General features: G+C 71.1%; 18 protein-coding genes. 11 read left to right on the top strand and 7 right to left on the bottom strand.

Features of this window, described 5'->3' with window-relative positions; translation table 11 throughout:
• Positions 1 to 65: 65 nt before the first annotated feature.
• The 6 genes from Aph01nite_RS11145 (at position 66) to Aph01nite_RS11120 (ending at position 5,210) form a co-directional block, all read left to right on the top strand.
• The gene (locus Aph01nite_RS11145) at positions 66 to 251 is read left to right on the top strand and encodes a hypothetical protein (RefSeq protein ID WP_204040730.1); all 186 of its coding nucleotides are present in this window, start codon (positions 66 to 68) and stop codon (positions 249 to 251) included.
• A gap of 240 nt (positions 252 to 491) precedes the next feature.
• On the top strand, positions 492 to 1,028 hold the full coding sequence (locus Aph01nite_RS11140) for a hypothetical protein (RefSeq protein WP_204040729.1): 537 nt from the start codon (positions 492 to 494) through the stop codon (positions 1,026 to 1,028).
• Positions 1,029 to 1,230: 202 nt separating this feature from the next.
• The gene (locus Aph01nite_RS11135) at positions 1,231 to 2,586 is read left to right on the top strand and encodes a PepSY-associated TM helix domain-containing protein (protein WP_204040728.1); all 1,356 of its coding nucleotides are present in this window, start codon (positions 1,231 to 1,233) and stop codon (positions 2,584 to 2,586) included.
• A gap of 197 nt (positions 2,587 to 2,783) precedes the next feature.
• On the top strand, positions 2,784 to 3,347 hold the full coding sequence (locus tag Aph01nite_RS11130; RefSeq protein ID WP_204040727.1) for an MFS transporter: 564 nt from the start codon (positions 2,784 to 2,786) through the stop codon (positions 3,345 to 3,347).
• A gap of 104 nt (positions 3,348 to 3,451) precedes the next feature.
• A complete protein-coding gene (locus Aph01nite_RS11125; RefSeq protein ID WP_204040726.1) occupies positions 3,452 to 4,003 on the top strand; it encodes a copper chaperone PCu(A)C in 552 nt (183 codons plus the stop codon).
• Entirely contained in the window at positions 3,996 to 5,210 is a 1,215-nt protein-coding gene (locus Aph01nite_RS11120) for a Dyp-type peroxidase (protein ID WP_204040725.1), read from the top strand. Before Aph01nite_RS11125 ends, Aph01nite_RS11120 begins: the two co-directional genes overlap by 8 nt.
• 45 nt (positions 5,211 to 5,255) lie before the next feature.
• On the opposite strand, the gene Aph01nite_RS11115 is transcribed toward Aph01nite_RS11120, so the two are convergent.
• Positions 5,256 to 6,254, bottom strand: a complete 999-nt coding sequence (locus tag Aph01nite_RS11115) for a DNA topoisomerase IB (protein WP_204040724.1) — start codon at positions 6,252 to 6,254, stop codon at positions 5,256 to 5,258.
• Between the two features lies 1 nt (position 6,255).
• The gene (locus Aph01nite_RS11110) at positions 6,256 to 7,119 is read right to left on the bottom strand and encodes an SDR family oxidoreductase (RefSeq protein WP_204040723.1); all 864 of its coding nucleotides are present in this window, start codon (positions 7,117 to 7,119) and stop codon (positions 6,256 to 6,258) included.
• 148 nt (positions 7,120 to 7,267) lie between these two features.
• Here Aph01nite_RS11110 and Aph01nite_RS11105 point away from each other — a divergent pair, with 148 nt between their 5' ends.
• The gene (locus Aph01nite_RS11105; protein ID WP_204040722.1) at positions 7,268 to 7,633 is read left to right on the top strand and encodes a hypothetical protein; all 366 of its coding nucleotides are present in this window, start codon (positions 7,268 to 7,270) and stop codon (positions 7,631 to 7,633) included.
• 70 nt (positions 7,634 to 7,703) lie between these two features.
• Positions 7,704 to 7,871, top strand: coding sequence for a hypothetical protein (locus Aph01nite_RS11100; RefSeq protein ID WP_204040721.1), 168 nt, complete (start codon positions 7,704 to 7,706; stop codon positions 7,869 to 7,871).
• Positions 7,872 to 7,888: 17 nt separating this feature from the next.
• On the opposite strand, the gene Aph01nite_RS11095 is transcribed toward Aph01nite_RS11100, so the two are convergent.
• From Aph01nite_RS11095 to Aph01nite_RS11075, 5 genes are all read right to left on the bottom strand, one after another.
• Complete coding sequence (locus Aph01nite_RS11095) at positions 7,889 to 8,038, bottom strand: GPGG-motif small membrane protein (protein WP_204040720.1); 150 nt, start codon at positions 8,036 to 8,038, stop codon at positions 7,889 to 7,891.
• A 39-nt stretch (positions 8,039 to 8,077) separates the two neighbouring features.
• A complete protein-coding gene (locus tag Aph01nite_RS11090; protein WP_204040719.1) occupies positions 8,078 to 8,398 on the bottom strand; it encodes a plasmid stabilization protein in 321 nt (106 codons plus the stop codon).
• A 129-nt stretch (positions 8,399 to 8,527) separates the two neighbouring features.
• A complete protein-coding gene (locus Aph01nite_RS11085) occupies positions 8,528 to 11,122 on the bottom strand; it encodes a lamin tail domain-containing protein (RefSeq protein ID WP_204040718.1) in 2,595 nt (864 codons plus the stop codon).
• Positions 11,123 to 11,306: 184 nt separating this feature from the next.
• Positions 11,307 to 11,966 (bottom strand): phosphonatase-like hydrolase, encoded by a 660-nt coding sequence (locus tag Aph01nite_RS11080; protein ID WP_204040717.1) that lies wholly within the window; start codon positions 11,964 to 11,966, stop codon positions 11,307 to 11,309.
• Positions 11,963 to 12,715 carry a GntR family transcriptional regulator gene (locus Aph01nite_RS11075; protein WP_204040716.1) on the bottom strand — a complete coding sequence of 251 codons (753 nt, stop codon included), beginning with the start codon at positions 12,713 to 12,715 and terminating at the stop codon, positions 11,963 to 11,965. The genes Aph01nite_RS11080 and Aph01nite_RS11075 overlap by 4 nt, the downstream gene beginning before the upstream one ends.
• Positions 12,716 to 12,846: 131 nt before the next feature.
• Between Aph01nite_RS11075 and Aph01nite_RS11070 the strand changes: the two genes are divergently transcribed.
• The 3 genes from Aph01nite_RS11070 to Aph01nite_RS11060 all read left to right on the top strand — a co-directional run bounded on the left by Aph01nite_RS11070 (position 12,847) and on the right by Aph01nite_RS11060 (position 16,349).
• Positions 12,847 to 13,962, top strand: coding sequence for a TIGR03364 family FAD-dependent oxidoreductase (locus tag Aph01nite_RS11070; protein ID WP_204040715.1), 1,116 nt, complete (start codon positions 12,847 to 12,849; stop codon positions 13,960 to 13,962).
• A 30-nt stretch (positions 13,963 to 13,992) separates the two neighbouring features.
• Positions 13,993 to 14,613, top strand: a complete 621-nt coding sequence (locus Aph01nite_RS42105; protein ID WP_204040790.1) for an ATP-binding cassette domain-containing protein — start codon at positions 13,993 to 13,995, stop codon at positions 14,611 to 14,613.
• 182 nt (positions 14,614 to 14,795) lie between these two features.
• Positions 14,796 to 16,349, top strand: a complete 1,554-nt coding sequence (locus Aph01nite_RS11060; RefSeq protein ID WP_204040714.1) for a CARDB domain-containing protein — start codon at positions 14,796 to 14,798, stop codon at positions 16,347 to 16,349.
• Positions 16,350 to 16,375: the final 26 nt, after the last annotated feature.

Genomic DNA, 16,375 nt, shown 5'->3' with positions numbered 1-16,375 from the left:
CCCTGAAAATAATCGGTCCCGCCGAGATCCGAGAACGCACGAGTTCGGTTTCAGGGTCGTAATAGGTGACTGGTCGCGGTGGCGGTGGCGATCACGCCCAGGAGCAGGGTCAGGGCACGTTCCCGGGTCCGGCGGGCGACGGCGGCTCCCAGCAGAGCTCCGGCGATGCCGCCCACGCCGGTGGCCACCCCGATGTGCCGACGGGTGCCGCCGGCCTGGCCCCGTTACCGGCGGCCTCCCGCGTGCTGTAGGCGATCAGGCCGGTCAGGACGCGGACAGTGTCGCGGCCAGGGCCGGGGGTGCGGCGTACCGCAGGTCCGGAGCGTCGAGGAACTTCGAAGGGTCGATCCGGAAAGATTCAGCGGATCGGGAAGGTTCAATCGTCCGCAGCGGGCTGATCCCGCTGCTCCCGGCGTCCGCGCGGGCGGCGGCGACCGGGAAATCGACTCGTTGGGCTCGGCACGGCCGACGATCTCTGTCAGGATATGCGCGTGCCGGTGTTACGCCTGTTGCGCTCGACCGCCTTCGCGGTCGTGTGCGTGACCGTGTCGCTCGGCATGCACGTGTTCGCCGGAGGCGCTGCCGTCGGCCTGACCACTCTGGCCGGGGCCTCGGCCCTGGTCTCGGCCGGAGCGTTCGTGCTGGCCCGGCGGCGGCGGGGCATGGGCGCCCTGCTCACCGCCGCCTTCGCCGCCCAGTACGGCCTGCACCACCTGTTCACCGCCGCCGCACCGCAGCCGCCGATCCCCGGTCACGATCACGGCGGCCTGGCCGTGGGCCTCACGATGCTGCTGGCCCACGCCGTGACCGCCCTCCTGTCGGCCTACTGGCTGGAGCGCGGGGAGACCGCGCTGGCCACGGTGCTGCACCTGCTCGTCGCGGCCGTGTTCACGCTGCTGCTGTGGCGGATCCCGGCCGTACGGCCGGTGGTCTCGCGGCCCGCCGTGGAAACCGGGCCTTCGTTCGCCAGCCGACTGCTGGCCGCCGCCGTCTCCTGGCGTGGGCCGCCCGTGGGGTCGTTCGTCTGATCCGGGCCGTGTGCCCGTGAATCCTCTTCCGCCGGTGCCGGCCGTCCTGGGCCGCACCGTGTCACCGCATGCCCCCGTCCGTACGCCGTCCCGCCGCCATGGCCGCGGGACGCGCTGACCGGCTCGGCCATCGCGGCCGCGTCGACTCTGCGTCGACTCGACGAACCCCTCGCTGGGCGTACCCCCGTGAACGGAGAACCCCATGACCTCTGATGTACGCGAGCTTCAGCCTGCCCCCGAAAAGTCCCGGCCCGCCACGTGGCCCGCGCTGCGCGCCCTCCTGCTGCGCCTGCACTTCTACGCCGGCATCCTCGTCGCCCCCTTCCTGCTGGTGGCCGCCACCACCGGCCTGCTGTACGCCGCCTCCTTCCAGATCGAGAAGATCGTCTACTCCGACGTGCTGACCACGGCGCCCGCCCAGCCCGGACAGGCGGCGCTTCCCCTGGCCCAGCAGATCGACGCGGCCCGGACCGCCCATCCCCAGGGCTCCATCAGCGCCGTACGCCCCGCCGCCGAACCGGGGCAGACCACCCAGGTCCTGCTGAACGTGGACGGCCTGCCGGAATCCACGCGGTTAGCCGTCTTCGTCGATCCGGCCACCGGCAAGGTGCTCGGCGCGGAGCACAGTTACGGGAGTTCGGGCGCGCTGCCCGTCCGTACCTGGATCTCGACCCTCCACCGCCACCTGCACCTGGGCGAACCCGGCCGTCTCTACAGCGAGCTGGCCGCCAGTTGGCTGTGGCTGGTCGCCCTCGGTGGCGTCGTGCTGTGGCTGAGCCACCGCCTCCGTACGCTGCGGCCCGACCGCAAGGCGACGGGGCTGCGGCGGACGCTGTCCTGGCACGGGTCCGTGGGCATCTGGATCGTGGTCGGCCTGCTCTTCCTCTCGGCGACCGGCCTGACGTGGTCCACCTACGCGGGCGCGAACGTCGACAAGGTCCAGACGGCGCTCGGCTGGACCACGCCGTCGCTGCCCTCCTCCGGCGGCGACCACGCCGGTCACTCCGGCACCTCCGCGCAGCCCGCCTCCGGGGCCGACGCCGACCGGATCGCGGGGGCGGCGGCCGGGAGCGGTCTGTCCGGCCCGCTGGAGATCGTCTGGCCCGCCGAAGCGGGCGCCGCGTACACGGTCAAGGAGATGGACCGGGAGATTCCCCAGCGAAACGACCAGGTCGCCGTCGACCCGGCGACCGGTCAGGTGACCGCGGAGCTGCGCTTCGACGACTTCCCGCTGGCGGCCAAGCTGGTCCGGTGGGGCATCGACGGCCACATGGGCGTGCTGTTCGGCCTGCCCAACCAGATCCTGCTGGCCGCCCTCGCCGCCGGGCTCATCACCATGATCGTCTGGGGTTACCGGATGTGGTGGCTGCGGCGGCCCACCCGCGGCTTCGCCGCGCCGTACGAGCGGGGCGGCTGGCGGGCGGTGCCCAAGGCGGTGCTCCTGCCCGTGGCGGCGGTGGCGGTCGCGGTGGGCGTGTTCATCCCGCTGCTCGGCATCTCCCTGCTCGCCTTCCTGGTCGTCGACGTCGTGCTCGGCCGTGTCAGCAGGTCGCGCTGAGGTCCTTCGTGACGTCCTGCGCAGCTCGGGAGCCAAGAGCCTCGGGGCCGGTCGGCTGCAAGGCCGGCTCCCGGGCTGGGCCGGGAGCCGGCCCTCCCTGTCCTCGCCGTTGGGGGTCCACCAGGGCTGTGCTGGGGGCGATCGGTGGTGAGGGCGGGAGGGGGAGCGGCCTGTTCCCGTGCGATGATGGCGGCGCCATGTCAGCCACGATGTTCCTGAGAGCCGTCCGGGCCGCCGCGTTCGCCGTGGTCTCGGTCGTCCTGGGCCTCGGGGCGCACGTCTTCGCGGGCGGGGCCGTCTCCGCGCGTACCCTGCTGGTCGCGATGGCCGGCTCCTTCCTGCTCGCCTTCGCCGTGGCCGGGCGCGAACGATCCAGAGGCGTGATCTTCCTGGCGCTCGCGGCCTCGCAGGCGGCGCTCCACGTGCTCTTCTCGGTCGCGCACACGGTCGAGCCGCTGGCCGCCGCGCACTCCGGGCACGTGCATTCGGGGCTGGTGCCCGGTCTCGGGATGCTGGTCACGCACGCGTGGGCGGCGGGCATGACCGCGTTGTGGCTGTCGCGCGGCGAGGCCCTGGTGTGGGCGCTGCTGCGTCGGCTGGAGAGCCGGTTGCGGCTCATCGTCGTGGCCGCCGTCGATCCGGCGTACGTCTCGTTCGTTCTTCCGCTGGTGGAGTCGGCGCCGACGCCGCGCTCCGCCATGCTCGGCCACCAGGTGGGGCGACGCGGCCCACCTCCCGCCGCCGGCACTGTCACTGCCTGATCCCCGAGGTCGGCGCAGCCTTCTCGGTTTCTCTTCGCACCCCTGACCAGGGGTGTCGTCGGCGTACGCGCCGATTCCACCAGTGCTTGCGGAAGGGCATTCCCATGTCTTCGCGTCATGTCTTCGTCACACTCGCCATCGCCGCCGTCGCGACCGTCTCCGCCTGCGGTGCGCGGCAGACCGCGTCTCCGGCCGCCGTCGTCGCGCCGGCCGCGGTGGCCTCGCCGTCCGCCGCGGCTCCCGCGCTCACCATCACCGACCCCTGGGTCAAGACCACCAAGGAGGGCATGACCGCCGCCTTCGGCACCCTCGTCAACAACTCCGCCGCCGACATCGCCGTGGTGTCGGCGAGCACGCCGCTGGCCCCGATGGTCGAACTCCACGAGGTCGTGGAGGCCAAGGGGAAGATGGTCATGCAGCCCAAGGAGGGCGGCTTCGTGATCCCCGCGCACGGCTCGCACACCCTGGAGCCGGGCGGCGACCACATCATGCTCATGAAGGTCGCGGAAGAGGTGAAGCCCGGCGCGGAGATCCCCTTCACGCTCACCCTCAAGGACGGCGGCACGTTCGCGTTCACCGCGCTGGGCAAGGATTTCGCGGGGGCCAAGGAGGACTACCAGCCCGGCATGGACATGGGGAGTGACTCCGATGGCTGACCCGCGCGATGAGCCGGGCCCCCGCCCCGGGGTCCGGCTCACCCGCCGGGGCCTGTTCGCGGGCGGAGCCGTGGCCGCCGCCGGCGCGGTGGCGGGCACGGCCATGGCGATGACCCGGGCACCGGAGACCGTCCCGGCGGCGTCACCGGCGGCGGTTCCCGTCCTCGGCGCGGCCGTGGAGCCCTTCCACGGCGTACGCCAGGCGGGCATCGCCACGCCCGCCCAGGCGCACGCGGTGTTCGCCGCCTTCGACCTGCGCGCCGGCGCCGACCGGGACGGCCTGGCCCGCCTGATGCGGCTGCTCACCGACGACGCCCGCCGCCTCACCCAGGGGCGGGCGGCCCTGGCCGACACCGAACCGGAGCTGGCGGCGCTGCCCGCCCGCCTCACCGTGACCTTCGGCTTCGGCCCCGGCCTGTTCAAGGCGGCCGGCCTTCCCGCGCCGGTCGAGCCCCTGCCGGCGTTCTCCATCGACAGGCTCCAGGAGCGCTGGAACGGCGGCGACCTGCTCGCGCAGATCTGCGCCGACGATCCGCTCACGGTCAGCCACGCCCTCCGGATGATCGTCAAGGACGCCCGGTCGTTCGCCACGGTCAGATGGACCCAGCGGGGGTTCCGGCGCGCCGCCCACACGCAGGAGCCGACCCACACCCAGCGCAACGTGATGGGCCAGCTCGACGGAACCGTCAACCCCGTCCCCGGAGACGCCGACTTCGAGCGTGCCGTCTGGTCGGGCGACGGCACCACGCTGGTCCTGCGCCGGATCCACACCGACATGGAGACCTGGGACGCCGCCGACACCGTGGCCAAGGAGTTCACCATCGGCCGCCGCCTGTCCGACGGCGCTCCCCTGACCGGCTCGCGCGAACACGACGAACCGGACTTCGAGCGGCTCACCCCCGCCGGATTCCCCGTCATCTCCGAGTACGCCCACATCCGCCGCGCCAGGGTCGAGGACCCGAACCTGCGGATCCTGCGGCGGGTCTACAACTACGACGACGGCCTCGCCCAGGACGGCGTACCCGACACGGGACTGCTGTTCGCCTCCTATCAGGCCGACGTCGCCCGGCAGTTCGTCCCCTTGCAGCGGCGTCTGGCCGAGGCCGACCTGCTCAACGAGTGGACGACCCCGATCGGGTCGGCCGTGTTCCACATCCCGCCGGGCTGCGGCCCCGGCGGCTGGATCGGGGAGGCGCTCCTGGCCTGAACCTTCCCCGCCGACCCGGGCCTCTTCGACCTGCCCGTGTGCGTTCTAGCGCGGCGCGCGTTTGAGGAGGGCGACGACCGCGCGTTCGGCCGGGCCGTGGGTGGCCGGGCCGTCGTCCCGGCCCAGGTCGGCGAGGGCGCGCTCGATCGTCTTCCCCCGCTCGTACGCGGCGGTCACGCGCGGGTCCACGTACGAGGCCCGCGCGACCGCCGGAGTGTTGCCGAGATACTCGGCCACCTCCTTCATGACCCGGGTGACGGCCCTGCGCCGGCCGGTCCTGGTACGCACCCGCTTCGAAACCGCCAGCCCGACGGCGGCGTACACGGTGGCGTGCCAGGTACGGAAGTCCTTGGCCGTCACCTCGGCGTCGAATCGTTCCCGCAGGTACGCGTTGATGTCGTCACTCCTGACGTCGATCCACGCGCCGTCCCGCTCGTAGCGGAGCAACTCGCCCTCGTCATGCGCCTCGCACAGGGCGGCGACGACCTCGCGGACGTCCGGATCGGTGATCTCGACCTCGCGCGGCTTGCCGCCCTTGGCCGGGTAGGAGCACGTCACCCGGTCCGCCGTACAGCTCACGTGCTCCACGCGCAGGGTGGCCAGGCCGACGGACTCGTACGCCTCGCCGCCGACCCGGAACAGGCCGAGGTCGAGCATCCTCGCGGCAGCGGCCAGGACCCGATCCCTGGTCAGGCCCTTCTCGTCGAGGTCGGCCCGGACCTTCTCCCGGAAATCGGGCAGCCGTTCGGCCAGTTTCCCCACCCGCTCGAACTTGGCCCGGTCCTGCTCCTCGCGCCAGACGTCGTGGTAGCGGTACTGCCGCCGCCCGTCGGCGTCGGTGCCCACGGCCTGGATGTGGCCGTCGGGGTCGCGGCAGATCCAGACGTCCCGCCAGGCCGGCGGGAGAACCAGCGCCCTGATCCGCTTGAGGGTGCGCCGGTCCTTCACGGGGCGGCCGTCGGCGTAGGCGTACGAGAAGGAACGCCCTCGGCGGCGGCGCGTGATCCCGGGTTCGGCGGGATCGCTGGGCCGCAGTTCCCCCATGTCAGCCCGGCAGCGTTTCGCCGCCGACGGGCGCCAGCACCTCGCCCGTGTAGTACGACGAGAGCCGCCCGGCGGCGAAGAACACATACGACGGCGCGATCTCATCCGGATCCGCGGCCCGTTTCATCGGCGCCTGCTTGCCGAACTCGTCGACCCTCTCCGGCGGGAAGGTGGCCGGAATCAGCGGCGTCCACACCGGCCCCGGCGCGACCGCATTGACCCGGATCCCCCGCTCCATCAGGTTCTGCGCCATCGACTGGGTGAACGCGTTGATCGCGCCCTTGGTCGCGGCATAGTCGATCAGGGTCTTGTTACCGCGCAACCCGTTGATCGAGGAGGTGTTGACGATGGCGGCGCCCTCGCCCATATGCCGCAGCGCCGCCCTGGTCACCCGGAAGTAGCTGTGAATGTTGACGGCGAACGTGTGCTCCCACTGCTCATCGCTGAGCTCGTCGAGAGAGTCCACCGGTTGCTGATACGCGACATTGTTGACGAGAATCTCCAGCCCGCCCAGCTCACGCACCGTCTCCTCGACCACCTCCGCGCAGTGATCGGCCTGCCCGAGATCCCCCGGCAGCAGCACGCACCGCCGCCCGGCCTGCTCCACCAGCTTGCGGGTGTGCTCCGCGTCCTCATGCTCGGTCAGGTACGCGATCGCGACATCCGCCCCCTCCTTCGCGAACGCCACCGCGACCGCCCGCCCGATCCCCGAATCCCCTCCAGTGATCAGCGCCCGCCTGCCCTCAAGCAGCCCACGCCCCTCGTAGTCACGCATCTCATCCCGCGGCTCGGGAGTCATCTCCCCGCTGCTCCCCGGATACCTCTGCGTCTGCGCCGGCGGCGTCTGGTTCGGTTTATCGGACATTCCCCTCCAGTGCCCCTCGATCTGATCACCTAACGAACGCGTGCCCATCGGCGAAGCGGGTAAGCCCCCGCCCACGTAAAGACGACACGAGCGGGCCGTCAGACCTCCACGGGCTGTTTGGGTGTGTGTAGGCGGGCAGGGGTTTGTTATGACTGTTACGCGATTCCAGAATCTGCCCCTGGCCGATCGTTCCCGTGAGTGGGACGGGGACGCGGCCGACGATCGTGTCCGCAAGTGGGCCGGAGCGGAGGAGGCCCCGGACGCGGCCTACCGTGACGCGCACGTCTGGTACGACGGCGACGAACCCCAGAACTTCGGGAGCTACAAGCTCCTCATCGCCGACGTGGTCGACGGGAAGCTGAAGGCCGTGCCGCGCGCGGTGATGGCGGCCGGAGGGATCATGCAGGGGGCGCGGGGCGGGGTGGACATTCCGCAGGGCGAGGTCGGGCGGGTCAAGGCCCACCTGGCCAAGTACTACGACAAGATGGGCGAGACCGCCCCCTGGGACCGGTAGCCCGTACGATCCGACCGGAATCGAGTGGCTGGCGTGGCTTCCGAAGATACTCGCCGCGCTGGCGGTGGCCGTGCTGGGCGTGTGGGACGGCCGGGTGCCGGACCTGGCAGTACGTGCCAGGACCGGCACCCGGCCGATCAGGGATGCATTGCACACCGTGCATTCAGGGCATGTCGGCGATTGCGTGGCCTGGTTGATGGCCGGAATCGTCGTGTTCGCCCAGCTTGAGATTGCTTGACGCCCTCCCCGGGGCGGCTAGACGTTGAAGATGCTTACGCCGCCCGGTCCGACGAGCAGGCCGACGACGATGAGGACGATCCCCCAGAGGATGTCCCGGCGGGCCAGGATGACGTAGATCCCGGCGATGACCAGCACTACGGCGATGAGCCAAAGCAGAGTAACCATGAGCACCCGACTGCCCGGAGGAACGCCTCCCTAACGCGGTCAGCCGAGCGCCTTCTCCAGTTGCGCCTTCGTCATGGCGGAACGGCCCTTGATGTTCCGGCGCTGCGCCTCCGAGTAGAGCTGCTGCTTGGTGCGGCCGCCCGCGCCCGTGTGGGAGCGGAGCCCGCCGCGCCGGGAGGAGGAGATGTCCTTGAGCGAGGTACGGCTCGCCGTCTTGGCCTCACCCGATCGGGCACGCTCCTTGTTGACCGTCCTGGCCGCGATCTCCTCGGCCCGCTTCTCGCTCTCCCCGCGCTTCTTGACGCTGTCCTTGATGTGCTTGTACTGCCGTTCCCGCTTGGGACTGGAACCTCGTGGCATGGTCCTCACCTCACTGCGTTCGCTGTGCCGTTGTCGACTGCCACGCTGTTCCCCTACCCGTGCGGCAGGCACCGACACGCCAACGACAGAGCCCGTGACCTGCGCGAGCAGGCCACGGGCTGGTCAGGCTCAGAACGTCTCGCAGCCCTCGCCGACGTTCGTGTTCGCGCCACGGCCCGGCCGCGCCACGTCCACGCCCGCCCCGCAGTCCACGCTGTCGTCGCCGTTCCCGGCGGTGACGGTGTCGTCGCCGCCGCCCGCGGTCACCACGTTGTTCCCGTTGCCCGCGTCGATCCAGTCGCCGCCGCCGGCCGTGACGATCTCGTCGTCGCCGCCCTGGGTCGCGACGCAGTCGTCACCGCCGTTCCCGTTGACGCGGTCGTCGCCGGACCGGCCGATGATCAGGTCGTTGCCGCCGGTGCCGGAGATCACGCTGGTGGCGCTGGTGGCGACCATGACGTTCTGGACGTCGATGCCGGCGCAGGCGGCAGCGGGCAGGCCGTTCGCGCGGAGGGTGACGGCGCCCGTGCGCCGGATGCCGGTCAGACCGGCGACCGTGCCGTTGCCCGGCACTTCGGTGAAGGTGAGGGACGCGCCCGCGCCGACGGTCTGGGTGATCGGCGTGCCGTTCACGGTGACGGTGACGACCGCCTGCTCGCCGGTGACCGTCGTGATCGTGGCCGTCTTGCCGGAGGCGGTGAGCTTGTAGGAGCCCTGCCCCAGGTCGATCGTGCCGAAGTGGTCGGCCAGCTGGATCCGTGCCGGGAGCGAGCCCGGACCGGTGGCCACCAGGACCCCGGCGGGGGCGGCGGCGTCGGAGACCGCCAGCGTACGGCCGTCGCGGTCGAGGATCTTGCCCGACGTGGTGCCGCCGCGGAGCCGGTCGGAGAACGTCTCGTTGGCCGGGTTGTTCGCCTGCGAGGTGCCCGGCGGGAACGTCACGTCCACGTCGTCGTTGACGCCGTCGTCGTCCGCGTCGAGATCGAGGACGGTGCAGTTGATCGTGCCGCTGCGCAGCGCGTGGCCGCCGGTGTTGCTGTCGTCGGTCCAGAAGACGGGCTTGTGGCCGTCCACGCACTCCTGCTGCGGCGCGATGGCGAAGCCCTCGTTGTTGAGGTTGGGCATCGAGGCCGGGCGCTCGTACCGGTTGCCGGCGGTGAACCTGCCGGTGGCGTCGATGTCGAAGGTGGCGGTGCGGCCGGTGCAGGTGTCGTCGCAGACCACCCAGAAGTGCTTCGACTCGGGCTCGAACTCGAGGTCCATCACGCCGGGGAAGCCGCTCACGATCGTCGCGATCCTGGTGAACGCGCCGCCGTTCTGGTCGAGCGCGTACGCGTAGACGCTGCCGTTGCCCTCGAGCCCGACGAAGAACAGCCCGTCGCCGTGGCCGGGGTAGTCGGCCGGCTGGTAGGCCGCGCCGGTGCGCTCGTCGCGGAAGCCCTTCGAGGTCAGGAACGAGTCGGGGATCCAGGAGATCGCCTCAAGACCGGCGTTGGCGCCGACCGCGGGCAGGTCCGCGGTGAGGTTCCACTCCTTCGTGGCGGTGAGGGTGGTGGCCGTACCGGACGGGTCGAAGCGGAGGATGGCGGGGCGGCTGACGCCGCTGACGCCGTTGTCGCGTTCGGTCGAGACGAACACGCCGCCGGCGAGACCGGCCGAGGTCAGGGTCACGCCCTCGGCGTCGGGGTCGCCGGCGCCCGACGGGTAGCGCAGCGTCTTGCCGGCGTTCCAGCCGTCGGTCGTGGCGGGCGCCCACGTGGCGCCGTTCCACTCCAGGCGGTACAGCATGCCGGGGCCGTTCTTGACCGCCCAGAGCACGCCGGGGGCGGCGTCGCCGGAGGGCTGGTAGGCGAGGCCGCTCATGTTGCCGCCGAACACGCCGGCGTCGTCGGCGGTGGCGACGGCCGCTCCGCCGGGCCACGGCGAGGCGGGGACCTGCCCGGCGCACGTGTTGGCCGCGCCCTTGCTCGGCGTGGTGGTCTCCGCGAACTCGCCCGTGCCGTCGGGGCAGCGGCCGTACGTGGTCGTGGCGTGGGCGGTCCAGGTGTGGGAGTCCCGGAGGGTCAGGCCGTCCGGCAGGAAGAGCCGGGCGGAGTCGGCGGCGCCGAGCCCGTAGGCCGTCTCCACGTCCACGGGCAGGAACGCGCCGGGAGCGATGGAGGTGCCCGGGGCGATCGTGTAGATGTGGGTGTCGTCGTTGTCCTTGACGATCCAGCCGGACACGTCGGCGGCGGTCGTCCCCGTGTTGACCAGCTCCACCCAGTCGCCCGGCGTGCCGCCGTTGGACTCGATCTCGTTGATCTTCACCGCGGACGCGGGCGCGCCGCAGTCGTTGGCCGCGCCCTTGGTCGACGTGGTGGTGGCGGCGAACGCGCCCACCCCGTTCGGGCAGCGGCCGTACGTGATCGGCGCGTGCGCGGTCCAGCTGTACGAATCGGCGAGCGTCACGCCGTCCGGCAGGAACAGCCGGGCCGAGTCGGCGCCGCCCAGGCCGTAGGCCGTCTCCACGTCCACCGGCAGGAACGCGCCGGGAGCGATCGACGTGCCCGGGGCGATCGTGAAGACGTGCGTGTCGTCGTTGTCCTTCACGAGCCAGCCCGACAGGTCCACGGCCGTCGTCCCCGTGTTGACCAGCTCCACCCAGTCGCCGGGTGTGCCGCCGTTGGACTCGACCTCGTTGACCTTGATGGAGGGAACCGGTTCCGCCGCGGAGGCGGGCGACACGAGAAGCGGAGCAGCGGTCAGGAACGCGACTAACAGGGTGGCTGTCCCACGCCATTTCTTAAGCAATTCAGGCCCTTTTGACAGGTCGCCGCAGCAGACGGCTCGAAGTAACGTTCCAGCAGCCTTGTGTATCCCGGCGACCAGCAGGCGAATACCGGGCGAACAGCGGGCGAGCGACCCCCGGTCAGGCCGCCTGCGCGGTGAGAAAGCCGGGAATGTCGGCCACACCGGCCAGCAGGTGGGTGTGGGGAGCGGTGCCGAGCACGGCGGCGTCCTGGCTGCCCGTCAGCACGCCGATGACGAACCGGGCTCCCGCGTTCGTCCCCGCTTCGAGGTCCCTGGCGGTGTCGCCCGCCGTGAGGACGCGCCGGACGTCGCGCACCCCGGCGGCCTCCATCGCCCGGAAGATCATGTACGGCGCGGGGCGTCCCGCCGGCACGTCGTCCACGCAGACGACCGCGTCGAGCACGTCCTTGTCCCAGCCGACCGAAGCCAGCAGGGCGTCGGTGACGTCACGGTCGAATCCGGTGGTCAGGACGACCTTCGTCCCGGACGCGCGGAGGGCGGCGAGCGCTTCCGGCACACCGGGGAGCGGGACGGGCGGGTTCTCGGCGTACAGTCGGTCGAGGCGGGCGCGGAAGTCGGCGTAGACCTCGTCGGTCCGGCCGGAGGAGCCGAGCAGGGCGGTGATGGCCTCGTGCTTGTCGGCGCCCATCCAGGCTTCGATGTCCGTACGGGCCGGGGTGGCGCCCGCGGCGCGGACGGCCTGTTCGAGGGCCACGTAGACCGAACCGTGCTCTTCGATGGTGGTCCCGGCGATGTCCAGGACGGCCAGTTCGATCATGAGGTGAGTCCTTGGGTGCGCAGCAGGGCGGGGCGGACCGCCTGCTGGGAGTTCTCGATGGTGAAGGAGACCAGGTCGGGGCGGTAGCGGTCGTCGGAGTACTCCAGGGGGTCGCCGGCGGCCGAGGAGGTGTGGCGGCGTTCGCGGAGCAGCGCCGCGCCGGCGGGGATCTCCAAAAGCTCGGAGTCGGTGGAGTCGGCGTTGACGGCGTCGAAAACGTGCCGGCCCCGGGAGAGGTCGACGCCCTGGGAACTGAGGTAGGCGAAGATCGAGCCGGAGTCGCAGTCGTGGTCGAACAGCAGGCGGCCGACGGACCAGACGAACGCCGTGCGTTCGATCATGGCGGGGATGCCGTCCAGCAGGCGCACCCGCAGCAGTTCGACGACCGGCTCCCCCTCGGCGAGGCCGAGGGCGTCCGCGGCCTCGGGCGAGGCGGGGCGTTTCGCGATCTCCAGGGTGCGCTGGCCGGGCGTGCGGCCCAGGTCCTGCGCCCAGCGGGAGAAGGACAGGAACGTCTCGAACGACTGGGTGACGGCCTGGGAGCGGACCACGGGCGGTTTGCCCTGCCCGCCGCCGATGAGTCCCTCGGCGCGGAGGGCGGCCAGCGCCTGCCGCACCGGGGCGCGGGAGGCCCCCCAGTGTTCGCAGAGCTGCGACTCCGACGGGAGCGCCGCGCCCACCGGCAGGTTGCCCGAGGCGATCTGGTGGCGGATCTCGGCGGCGATGCGCTCGTACAGGGGGCCGTCCATGTGACTTGACATTACAGGTGGCCAGGTCATTCCAGGAAGTTATCCGAGCCGGGTGACAGGCAGGAAAACATGTAGTGACATATGCCCACGCTCTGTTGACGATGCGTGGCGACGGTTGCACCGTACTTGTCATGACAAGTTCTCTGGGCTCGGCCGACCTGGTGGTCGTGGGGGCGGGGATCGTCGGGCTGGCGCACGCGGTGGACGCCGTGGCGCGCGGGCTCTCGGTCGCCGTCGTCGAACGTGACGGCCACGCCACCGGGGCCTCGGTGCGCAACTTCGGGCACGGCTGCTTCACCGCGCAGTCCGGCGAGGCCCTCGGGTACGCGCTGGAGGCCAGGACCGCCTGGCTCAAGCTGGCCAAGGAGGCCGGGTTCTGGCTGCGCGACGCCGGGACCGTCCTGGTCGCCAGGGCCGACGACGAGATGGCCGTGCTGGCCGAACTCCAGGCCGAACGCGGCGACCAGGTCGTGCTGCTCGACCGGGCGGGCGTCACCGCCCGGGTTCCGGCGGGACCCGAGGCCGTCGGCGGCGCGTGGTTCCCGCTGGACGTGCGGGTGGACGCCCGCGAGGCGGTGCACGCGATCGCCGCCTGGCTGGCCGGCCAGGGCGTACGGTTCCACTGGGGCACCACCGCGCACACCATCGAGCCCGGCCTGGTCGGCACCAGCCGGGGCCGGATCACCGCCGGACGCGTGGTGGTCGCGGTCGGCCACGACGTCGACCGGCACTTCCCCGGCCTGGCCGAGGCCAACGGGGTACGCCGGTGCGTCCTGCACATGCTCCGCGTCGCCGACCCGCACCGGCGCGAGATCGAACCGGCCGTGCTGACCGGCTTCTCGCTGCTGCGCTACGACGGCTTCGCGGCCTGCCCGAGCCTGCCCGCCGTACGGGGCCGGCTGGCAGCCGAGAGCGCCGAACTCGTCGGGATCGGGATGAACCTCATGTTCACCCAGCGCCCCGACGGGGACCTCACCATCGGCGACACCCACGCGTACGCCACCACCGTCGACCCCTTCAACGCCGACGCGCTCGACCGGCACGTGCTGGCCGAGACCGCGCGACTGCTCGGGGTGCCCCGCCTGGACGTCCGCGAACGCTGGCGCGGCGTGTACGCCTCCGCGGAGCGCCCGTTCCTCAACGCCGCCCCGATGCCCGGCGTCCGCGTGGTCGCGGTGACCTCCGGCATCGGCATGACCACGGCGCTTGGGCTGGCCCCGCGCGTCCTGGACGACCTGCACGACTGAACCGGCTCGGCCGAACCCCGCTCGACTCGAATCTGGAGAGTCCGATATGCACGCACGACGACTGGCCGCCGCGGCGGCAAGTCGACCGCGCTGCGGTGCGCCGCCGGACTGGAGACGCCGGACGCCGGCACGGTCCGCGTGGACGGCCGCCCCGCCATGGTGTTCCAGCAGATCCACCTGGTGAAGCGGCGCAGCGCGATCGACAACGTGTGCGCGGGGGCGCTCGGGCGGCTGCCCCTGCGCCACTCGCTCACACCCGCGCTGTACCCGCGCGAACTGCGCGAGGAGGCGATGACCTGCCTGGACCGGGTGGGCCTGGCCGACCGGGCCGCCGAACGGGCCGGACGGCTGTCGGGTGGCCAGCAGCGGGTCGCGATCGCGCGGGCGCTCTGCCAGCGGGCCACGGTGGTCCTCGCCGCGGTCGTCCCCCAGTTCGTCGGCCTCCTCCTCTACCGCTTCGACGTGAACGTCCGCGCGTCCCTCGTCCTCGGCCTCGTCGGCGCGGGCGGCATCGGCTTCCTCATCAACCAGTCCATCAAGCTCTTCCGCTTCGACGAAATGGCCACCCACATCCTCGTGGTCCTCGTCCTGGTCGTGGCCGTCGACCAGCTGTCCGCGTCCGTACGGCGGCGGCTCGCCGCCTCAGCCTGATCCGGCGGCCCGGGCACGGGGCAGTGATCAGAGCACACGATCGTGATCAGGTACCCCGAATTACGTTCTGCCCGATCTGGATTTCGACACATTTCGCCCGATAAACGATACAAATCGCCGTGCCCCTTCTGCCGGGTCGCTCGTAATAATCGAGGCCCGAATACCGATGGAAGGCGCATCCCATGGCTCTTCGATTACGCCGAATGTTCATCACCGCATTGGCACTCCCCGGGCTGCTCTCCCTAGTGGGCGGAGCCGCCCGGGCCGCGGCCGATTGCGCCCAGGTGGGCTTTCTGGGAGTACGCGGCTCGGGCGAAGACCCTCTCGACGCGCAGGTGAAGATGGGCACACCCGTCCACAAGACCTACACGGTGCTCAAAACACTTCTCGACGAGGCCGATCCCCCGGTCACGATGACGCCGCACGAGGTCGACTATCCGGCGGTCGGCGTCCCGGAACTCTTCGACCAGATCATCGACTCGGTGTCCTTCACCCCGCCCAGCGTCCAGAGCGGAATCACCTCCCTACGCGCAGCGCTCGACCACACCTGCGAGGAGAAACTCGTCCTGGTCGGCTACTCCCAGGGCGCCTGGGTGATCAAACAGGCCATGCTGGCCCCGGATTTCCAGGCGGCGTACGGATCCAAAATCAAAGCCGTCGTTCTGTTCGGCGATCCGTCCTTCGACCGCGACGATCCGTTCGCCGCGAAGAACTACAGCAACATGGTCGAAGGACTCATGAGCCTGATGTACGACAAGGCGGCCGACCTGGCCGGCGTTCGGGACGCTCTGCTGATCAAGTCGCGCCTGCCGGGCTGGCTGCCTTACGGGCAGTCGTACTGCCACGGCGGCGACCCCGTCTGCGGCCGGGCCCAGGCGAACAGGATCCAGGCGTGTATCGACGTGCTTCTCAACGGCAGCAACGACGGCAACGCCTTCTGCAGCCGTACGCACGAGGACTACCATGCCGGCACAGCCGACGGGGCCGCCTACGACCTGGCGCATCTCCTGATTCCGAGGCCCTTCGATCCCGAGCCGAATCCGGGGCCGCGCCCTGACATCAACGTCACCAAGGTGACCGAGACGTCGGGCGATCCGATCTGCGCAGGAGATTCACCGACCGTCCGGGCCACCGTCCACAACAGCGGGCAGGCTCCCACCGGCGTGTTCCCGTACCGCTGGGAGGTCGACGACGACATCGCCGAGACCTCCACGCACACCGCCATTCCGACAGGCGGATCGACCTTGGTGGATTTCGTCCTCCCGGACATCTCCCAGGGCACGCACATCGTCAAGTTCGCCGCCGACCACAACCGGGAAATCAAGGAATCCGTCGAGAGCAACAACACCGCGACCGTGAAACTGGTCGTGAAATCCTGCGGGCCGACCGGGCCCCGGCCCGACATGGCGGTCACCTCGATGTCGATCCTGCCGGGAGAGCCGCTCTGCGCGGGCAACTCCCCGACCGTACGCGCAATGATCAAGAACAGGGGCACGGTCGAGACGGGGTTCTTCGGCATTCGCTGGGTGGACGACGCCGGGACCGTCTTCGACGGCGGCCACTTCAGCATCCCGGCCGGAACCGCCGACAGCCACGACCACATCTGGCACGACATCACGGCGGGCGTGCACTCGGTCTCGTTCACCGCCGACTTCGACGACGGCATCCCCGAGGTCAACGAGAACAACAACAGCCGGACCTTCACGTTCACGGTGGCCGACTGCGGCGGCAGCTGACCTGCATTCCCCAAAGCCCGAGGGTG

The organism is Acrocarpospora phusangensis, assembly GCF_016862995.1.
GTDB lineage: Bacteria > Actinomycetota > Actinomycetes > Streptosporangiales > Streptosporangiaceae > Acrocarpospora > Acrocarpospora phusangensis.
Note: the sequence above shows the minus strand (reverse complement) of the source record. Positions and strands in the feature narration are given on the sequence as shown.